Source organism: Mycobacterium sp. UM_Kg1 (assembly GCF_000972925.1).
Lineage (GTDB): Bacteria > Actinomycetota > Actinomycetes > Mycobacteriales > Mycobacteriaceae > Mycobacterium > Mycobacterium hiberniae.
In genome coordinates this window covers 1-7,237 of record NZ_JRMK01000172.1, presented here as the reverse complement: position 1 = coordinate 7,237, position 7,237 = coordinate 1, and the positions used below count along the sequence as shown (strand labels likewise).

7 protein-coding genes and 1 pseudogene are annotated in these 7,237 nt (G+C 67.6%); 4 read left to right on the top strand and 4 right to left on the bottom strand.

The features are described 5' to 3' along the window. From LI92_RS18660 to LI92_RS18645, 4 genes are all read right to left on the bottom strand, one after another. A partial coding sequence (locus LI92_RS18660) for an FAS1-like dehydratase domain-containing protein (RefSeq protein WP_046321591.1) occupies positions 1-293 on the bottom strand: 293 nt, incomplete at its 3' end. A 13-nt stretch (positions 294-306) separates the two neighbouring features. Then, complete coding sequence (fadE29, locus tag LI92_RS18655) at positions 307-1,470, bottom strand: acyl-CoA dehydrogenase FadE29 (RefSeq protein WP_046321587.1); 1,164 nt, start codon at positions 1,468-1,470, stop codon at positions 307-309. Next, complete coding sequence (locus tag LI92_RS18650) at positions 1,470-2,474, bottom strand: acyl-CoA dehydrogenase family protein (protein WP_046321585.1); 1,005 nt, start codon at positions 2,472-2,474, stop codon at positions 1,470-1,472. Before LI92_RS18650 ends, fadE29 begins: the two co-directional genes overlap by 1 nt. A 37-nt stretch (positions 2,475-2,511) precedes the next feature. Continuing rightward, the gene (locus LI92_RS18645) at positions 2,512-3,762 is read right to left on the bottom strand and encodes a cytochrome P450 (protein WP_046321584.1); all 1,251 of its coding nucleotides are present in this window, start codon (positions 3,760-3,762) and stop codon (positions 2,512-2,514) included. A 182-nt stretch (positions 3,763-3,944) separates the two neighbouring features. On the opposite strand from LI92_RS18645, the gene LI92_RS18640 reads away from it, so the two are divergent. From LI92_RS18640 to LI92_RS23890, 4 genes and pseudogenes are all read left to right on the top strand, one after another. Next, complete coding sequence (locus LI92_RS18640; protein WP_046321581.1) at positions 3,945-5,096, top strand: steroid 3-ketoacyl-CoA thiolase; 1,152 nt, start codon at positions 3,945-3,947, stop codon at positions 5,094-5,096. Beyond that, positions 5,096-5,485, top strand: a complete 390-nt coding sequence (locus LI92_RS18635; RefSeq protein ID WP_046321579.1) for a DUF8021 domain-containing protein — start codon at positions 5,096-5,098, stop codon at positions 5,483-5,485. The genes LI92_RS18640 and LI92_RS18635 overlap by 1 nt, the downstream gene beginning before the upstream one ends. 81 nt (positions 5,486-5,566) lie before the next feature. Further along, positions 5,567-5,983 carry a nitroreductase family deazaflavin-dependent oxidoreductase gene (locus LI92_RS18630; RefSeq protein WP_502691479.1) on the top strand — a complete coding sequence of 139 codons (417 nt, stop codon included), beginning with the start codon at positions 5,567-5,569 and terminating at the stop codon, positions 5,981-5,983. Between the two features lie 296 nt (positions 5,984-6,279). Further along, positions 6,280-7,237, top strand: a pseudogene (locus LI92_RS23890) (hypothetical protein); the annotation flags it as partial.

Below are 7,237 nucleotides of genomic sequence, written 5' to 3'. Positions count from 1 at the left end.
CCGACATAACCCGCCCCGTCGAACAGTTCCATGACCTTGCCCAGCGGGTCGTCGGCGGGCCGCTGTCCCCCCAGGCCCATCATCGTCCACACCTGGATCATGGCCGGCGGCGCGACTATCCCCGGGTGTCCCGCCGCACGGGCGGCGTCCTCGTCGGTGTAGATCGGATTGGTGTCGCCGAGCGCGTCGACCCAGTGGCGGATCATCGGCTGGTTCACCGGATCCCGGCCGACCCGCGGCTTGCTCCGGCCCGACGCCAGTATCTGTTCGATCCCGGAGGAAAGGTCGCTCATCGGTCTCCTCGACTCATCGTGGCACCCGCGGGACCTTGAGGCCCGATGCGGCGATCATCTCGCGCATCACCTCGTTGACCCCTCCGCCGAAGGTGATCACCAGGTTGCGCTTGGCCATCTTGTCCAGCCAGTTGAGTACCTGGGCGGTCTCCGGGTCCGCCGGGTTGCCGAACCGCCCGACGATCTCCTCGGCCAGGCGGCTCACTTCCTGGATCCGCTCGGTGGAGAACACCTTGGTGGCGGCGGCGTCCGCAACGGCAATGGTCTCGCCGGAAGCAGCGACCTGCCAGTTGAGCAGCTCATTGATCCGCCAGATCGACTTGATCTGCCCCAGCAGACGCTTCACGTCATCGTGCTCGATCGGGGTGACGCCGTCGGAACCGGGCTTGGACGCCCAGGCGTGGACCTGGTCGTAGATGCCGGCCACGCGGCCCGCCGGACCGAGACCGACCCGCTCGTGGTTGAGCTGAGTGGTGATCAGCTTCCAGCCGCCGTTCTCCTCACCGACCAGCATGTCGGCCGGGACCCGCACGTCGTTGTAGTAGGAGGCGTTGGTGTGATGCGCCCCATCGGACAAGATGATCGGGGTCCAGGAGTAGCCCGGGTCCTTCGTGTCGACGATGAGGATCGAGATGCCCTTGTGCTTGGCTGCGCTCGGGTCGGTCCGGCATGCCAGCCAGATGTAGTCGGCATCGTGGGCACCGGTGGTCCACATCTTCTGCCCGTTGACGATGTACTCGTCACCGTGCCTGACCGCAGTCGTGCGCAGCGAGGCCAGATCGGTCCCGGCATCGGGCTCGGAGTAACCGATGGCGAAATGCACGTCGCCGGAAAGGATTCCGGGCAGAAACTTCTTCTTCTGCTCTTCGGTGCCGAGCGCCTGCAGGGTGGGTCCGACGGTCTGCAGCGTGACCATCGGCAGCGGGATGTCGGCCCGGTTGGCCTCGTTGATGAAGATCTGCTGCTCAACGGGGCCGAACCCCAGACCGCCGTATTCCTTGGGCCAGCCGACCCCCAACTTGCCGTCGCTGCCCATCCGCTTGATCACGGCGCGATAGGCCTCGTTGTGGCGATCGGACTCCATCGCCGCCGCTTCTTCGGGCGTGATGAGAGTCGAGAAGTATTCCCGCAGTTCGGCTTGCAGCGCCCGCTGCTCGGGCGTGAGGTCGATGAACATTACGCTCCCACCAAGTCGAGGCGGTGGCTCGGACCACCCAACAGCCGAGTCACGTCTTTGATCGAGGAGTAGTAGCGGTCCATCGGATAGGTGATGTCCATACCCATACCGCCGTGCAGGTGGTGGCAGAGGCGCATCGCCGGCGGGGCCTGCGAGGTCAGCCAATAACCCAGAATGTTCAGGTCTTCGTCGGCGTCGAGCCCCTCGGCCAGCCGCCACACCGTGGAGACGGCCAACAAATCGATTGTCCGAGAGGCGATGTAGACCTCAGAGAGTTGTGCCGCCACCGTCTGGAAAGTCGACAGCGGGCGACCGAACTGCTCGCGGGTCGCGACGTAGTCGGCAGTCAGCCGCAGTGCCCCGGCAACCAGTCCCGCCGCGAACGCACCCGTGGCCGCCAGCACCAATTGGTTGAGGCGACGCACCTCGGCGCCCTCGAGGACGTCGGCCTGCCCCACCGCCACGTCGGTGAAGGTCACCACGTATTCGTCGGATCCATTCGACGTCGGCGTCTTGGTGAGCGTGACACCGGCGGTGTCAGGAGAGACCACCACCACGCCCTGATCGCAGGAGACGATCAGCCATGCCGCCGTCTCGGCGTAGGCCACACCGCTTTTGATGCCGTTGAGCTTTCCCTCGGCGTAGCTGGTCTTGGGGTGCTCCGGCAACTGTTGTCCGGGCTCGTTCAGCGCAGCCGAAAGCACCGCGCCGGTGGGAACTTCGGCCAGATACCGGTCCTGCTGCGCTTGCGACGCCAGATCCAGCAGGGGCAACAGGCCCAGCCCCAGGGTTGCCAGCGCCGGACCGACGGTGCCGTGCCGGCCGATCTCGGTCAGCGCGGTGGCCAGCTCTGCGAGCCCCAGGCCGTCGCCGCCCAGTCGCTCCGGGACCCCCAGCGCCGCCACACCGCCGGAGACCAGCGCTTCCCAGGTGTTGTCGCGGTCGAGCACCGACGTCACCACATCGGCGACAGCCTGCTGCTCGGGGTTCGGTGTGAAATCCACCCGAATCCTCCTTGATTCGTCTACGCCGTCAGTCTGCTCAGTGCGCGACCGGGCACTTGCCCGAGTAGTCGACCTGCCAGTGCTTGATGCCGTTGAGCCAGCCCGACTTCAGCCGCTCCGGCTCGCCGATCGGCTTCAGATCGGGCATGTGGTCGGCGACCGCGTTGAAGATCAGGTTGATGGTCAGGCGGGCCAGGTTCGCGCCGATGCAGTAGTGCGCCCCGGTGCCGCCGAAACCGACGTGCGGGTTCGGGTCGCGAAGGATGTTGAAGGTGAACGGGTCGTCGAACACCTCTTCGTCGAAGTTGGCCGAACGGTAGGACATCACCACGCGCTCGCCGGCCTTGATCTTGACGCCGGAGATCTCAGTGTCGACGCTCGCCGTGCGCTGGAATGCCGAAACCGGTGTGGCCCAACGGATGATCTCGTCCACGGCGGTCTGCGGCCGTTCCCGCTTGAACAGTTCCCACTGGTCGGGGTTCTGCGAGAAGGCGATCATGCCGTGCGTGATCGAGTTGCGACTGGTCTCGTTGCCGGCCACCGCCAGCATGATGACGAAGAAGCCGAACTCGTCGTCGCTGAGCTTCTCGCCGTCGACGTCGGCCTGAATCAGCTTGGTGACGATGTCATCAGTCGGGTTCACGCCCCGCTCCTCGGCCATCTTCATGGCGTAGCTGATGACTTCGAAGGACGACATTGCCGGGTCCACGTCGGCGTACTCGGGGTCTTCGCCGGCGGTCATCTCGTTGGACCAGCGGAACAACTTGTCCCGATCGTCCTGAGGCACACCGAGCAGTTCGGCGATGGCCTGCAGCGGCAGTTCGCAGGACACCTGCTCGACGAAGTCTCCGGTGTTGTTGGCCGCCGCGGTCTGAGCGATCTTCTGTGCGCGCGCCTTCAGCTCGTCCTCAAGCCGCGACAGGGCGCGGGGGGTGAAGCCCCGGGAGATGATCTTGCGCAGCCGGGTGTGGTGCGGCGCATCCATGTTCAGCAGGACCGCGCGCTGCAGGTCGACCGCCTCACGAGTCATCTCCTGCGGCCAGACCGGGATCGCTCCGTTCATGGCGCTGGAGAAGACGTCGCTGCGCAGCGAGACGTCCTTGACGTCCTTGTGCTTGGTCACCAGCCAGTAACCCTTGTCGCCGAAACCTCCGGTTCCCCCGGGAACGTCGACCCAGCGCACCGGTTCAGACTTACGCAGCTCAGCGAGCTCGTTGACCGGTAGGCCCTTCAAGCTCATCTCGGAGTCGAGGAAGTCGAAGTCGCTGGGGATGGCGGGGCAGCCCATGTCTCTACTCCTAGGGTGTTCGGTTAGGTAACTGTGTCGGTTCGACGACGTTTGAACCCGGGAGCAGGAACAACACCGTCTAGTGCCTGATTGCGACCATTGAAACACGCCCCGACCGCAGATCAAAGGCAGTGTCGCATCGTCGCTTGTCAGACTAATGAAACGTGTTCTAGCCTGGCCGCATGGGTAATCCTGTCATCGTCGAAGCCACCCGCAGCCCGATCGGCAAACGTAATGGCTGGTTGTCCGGCCTGCACGCCACCGAACTTCTCGGGGCGGTGCAGAAGGCACTGATCACCAAGGCCGGCATCGACGCGGGCAGCGTCGAGCAGGTCATCGGCGGCTGTGTCACCCAGTTCGGCGAGCAGGGCAACAATGTCACCCGGCAGTCCTGGCTGGTGGCCGGGCTGCCCGAGCATGTCGGCGCCACCAGCATCGACTGCCAGTGCGGCAGCGCGCAGCAGGCCAACCACCTCATCGCCGGCCTCATCGCCGCCGGCGCCATCGACATCGGCATCGCCTGCGGCATCGAGGCGATGAGCCGGGTTCCCCTCGGCGCGAACGGCGGCGGCGCCCGCGCGGCGTCGTGGGACATCGACCTGCCCAACCAATTCGAGGCGGCCGAGCGCATCGCCAAGCGTCGGGGCATCACCCGCGCCGACGTCGACGCGCTCGGACTGCGGTCCCAGCAACTGGCCAAGCAGGCGTGGGCCGAGGGCCGGTTCGACCGGGAGATCTCCCCGATCGAGGCCCCGGTCATCGACGAGAACAAGCAACCCACCGCCGAGCTGAACATCGTCAGCCGCGACCAGGGCCTGCGTGACACCACGGCCGAGGGCCTTGCGGCACTCAACCCGGTCATGGAGGGCGGTATCCACACCGCCGGTACCTCGTCGCAGATCTCCGACGGGGCCGCCGCGGTGCTGTGGATGGACGAGGACAAGGCCAAGGCACTGGGGCTCAAGCCCCGTGCCCGCATCATCAGCCAGGCCAACGTCGGCTCGGAGACCTACTACCACCTCGACGGTCCGGTGCAGTCCACCGCGAAGGTGCTGGAGAAGGCCGGCATGAAGATCGGCGATATCGACCTGGTGGAGATCAACGAGGCTTTTGCCTCGGTCGTGCTGTCCTGGGCCGCGGTGCACAAGCCGGACATGGACCGGGTCAACGTCAACGGCGGGGCCATCGCCCTGGGCCACCCGGTGGGCTCCACCGGCAGCCGGTTGATCACCACGGCACTGCACGAGCTCGAGCGCACCGACAAGTCGACCGCCCTGATCACGATGTGTGCCGGCGGAGCACTGTCCACCGGCACCATCATCGAGCGTATCTAGTGGCTCCGGTTCCCGAGAGCGAGCGCATCGCCGCGGCGCAGGCCTATATCGATGCGCTGGTCAGCCACGATGCCTCGGCGGTCCGGTTCAGCCCGGACTGTGTCCGCATCGAGGTCGGAATCAAGACCGGGTTCTCGGGAAACCATCTGCGCCGCAGCCTCAACCGCGGTCCGCAATTTCGATTGATCTCGGCGGCCACGTTGCCGAAGTACAGCATCGACGGTGACGACGTGCGGGCGGTCTACGACATCATCACCAAGCCGTCGCTGCTGGGCGCCCGGGTGTGCTCCCATGTGGACGAGGTGTTCCGCATTCCAGCCGAAAGCCCTGACGGCACTGCGGTCATCCACCACATCCGCGCGGGGATTCGTCCGTTCATCCACCGTTAGAGTGAACCCGTGAGCAACCGCGACATACCCGAGAAGCCGAAGGCGCTCGATTCGCCGGCCACCGGAAAATTCATCAAGTGGATGTCTCGGGCCAACACCTGGGCCTACAAGGCGACCGGCGGCCGAGTCGGCCGAAAGTGGCGGCTGGGCTCCAAGCGTTTCGGTGAGGTTCCCGAGGTCGGCATCCTCACCACCACGGGCCGCAAATCCGGTCAGTTGCGGGAGTCCCCGCTGTTGTTTCTGCGGGAAGGCAGCCGGGTGATCCTGGTGGCTTCCCAGGGTGGGCGCGCCAACAACCCGCAGTGGTACTTCAATCTCAAAGCCAACCCGAACGTCAGCTTCCGCATCCGCAACGAGGTGCTGTCGCTGCGTGCCCGCGATGCCAGCGATGCCGAGCGGGCCGACTACTGGCCCAAGCTCGACGCGATGTACCCCGACTTCGCCAATTACCGGGCCTGGACCGATCGGGAGATCCCGATCGTCATCTGCGAGCCCTAAGGCTTCACCCGTGGCCGGCGTCTGACGACGCCGCGAACGGTCAGCCCGCCAGCCGCGGGGGGCTCCCGCACGACGAAGCGCGTGGCCATGCCAACTGCGCCGTAGGCCGCGGGCTGCGGCGGTCCGGGCAACCACTCACGACGCGCGCGCGGCGCCACCGGAGCTCGGACGGTTCCTCCGGTACCCCATCTCCCCAGACAGCGAGGAGGCCCCCACGCCGGGGCGTGGGGGCCTCGCTGCTTGCCGGGTAATCGCGGACCGGACTCCGATCAGTAGTTCGCGCCGTACGCGCCGGGGTGGCCCATACTGCCGCCCTTGCCGGCACCGCCGTCGGATCCATCCTGGCCGTTCGGGCTGCCCGTACCGCCGGATCCACCGGTGCCGCCGATCGTGCCGGCAGTACCGCCGGGGCCGCCGGGGCCGCCCTGACCACCGCTCGGGTGATCCTCGGTCCCCTGGCCGCCGGTACCACCCGTACCGCCGCCACCGCCGGTGCCGGCACCGCCGCCGTTACCACCGTTGCCACCGGCGCCGGTGACACCGTTGGCCGCCGTGCCGCCGTTGCCGCCCGCACCACCGTCGCCGCCGATACCGCCACCGCCGCCGGGTCCGCCCTGGTAGCCGGTGCCACCACCCGCTTCGCCGGTTTCGCCACTCTGACCGGGACCACCGCGGCCGCCGGTACCACCGACGCCACCGTTACCGCCGGCACCGCCGTCGCCGGAGATCCAGCCGCCGCTACCGCCGTCGCCGCCGATGCCACCGACACCGCCGATACCACCGGTGTAGCCGGGGCCGCCCTTAACCGGCGAGGTGCCACCCGTGGTTCCCTGACCGCCGGCACCGCCGTTGCCGCCCTTGCCGCCGTCACCCTCGGGTCCGGCGTTGCCGCCACGGCCACCGGCGCCACCGTCCTGACCGGTCTGGGCTTCGCCGTTACCGCCGTCGCCGCCCTTACCGCCGTTCCCGGTACCGACGGCCTCCGCACCCTGCTGGCCATCGGCAGCCGCACCGCCGGCACCGTTACCGCCCTGGCCGCCGGCCCCGACCGCACCGCGCTCGCCGCCGTCACCACCGGCACCACCAGCACCGGCCGTCGTACCAGCGCCGCCGCCGGCACCGCGGCCACCATCGCCGCCGTTGCCCGCCGCACCGGCGTCACCGCCGGCACCGCCGACCCCGCCGACACCCTGGCTACCGGCCTTGCCGTTGGTGGCCGTACCACCGGCACCGCCGTCGCCGCCCTTACCGCCG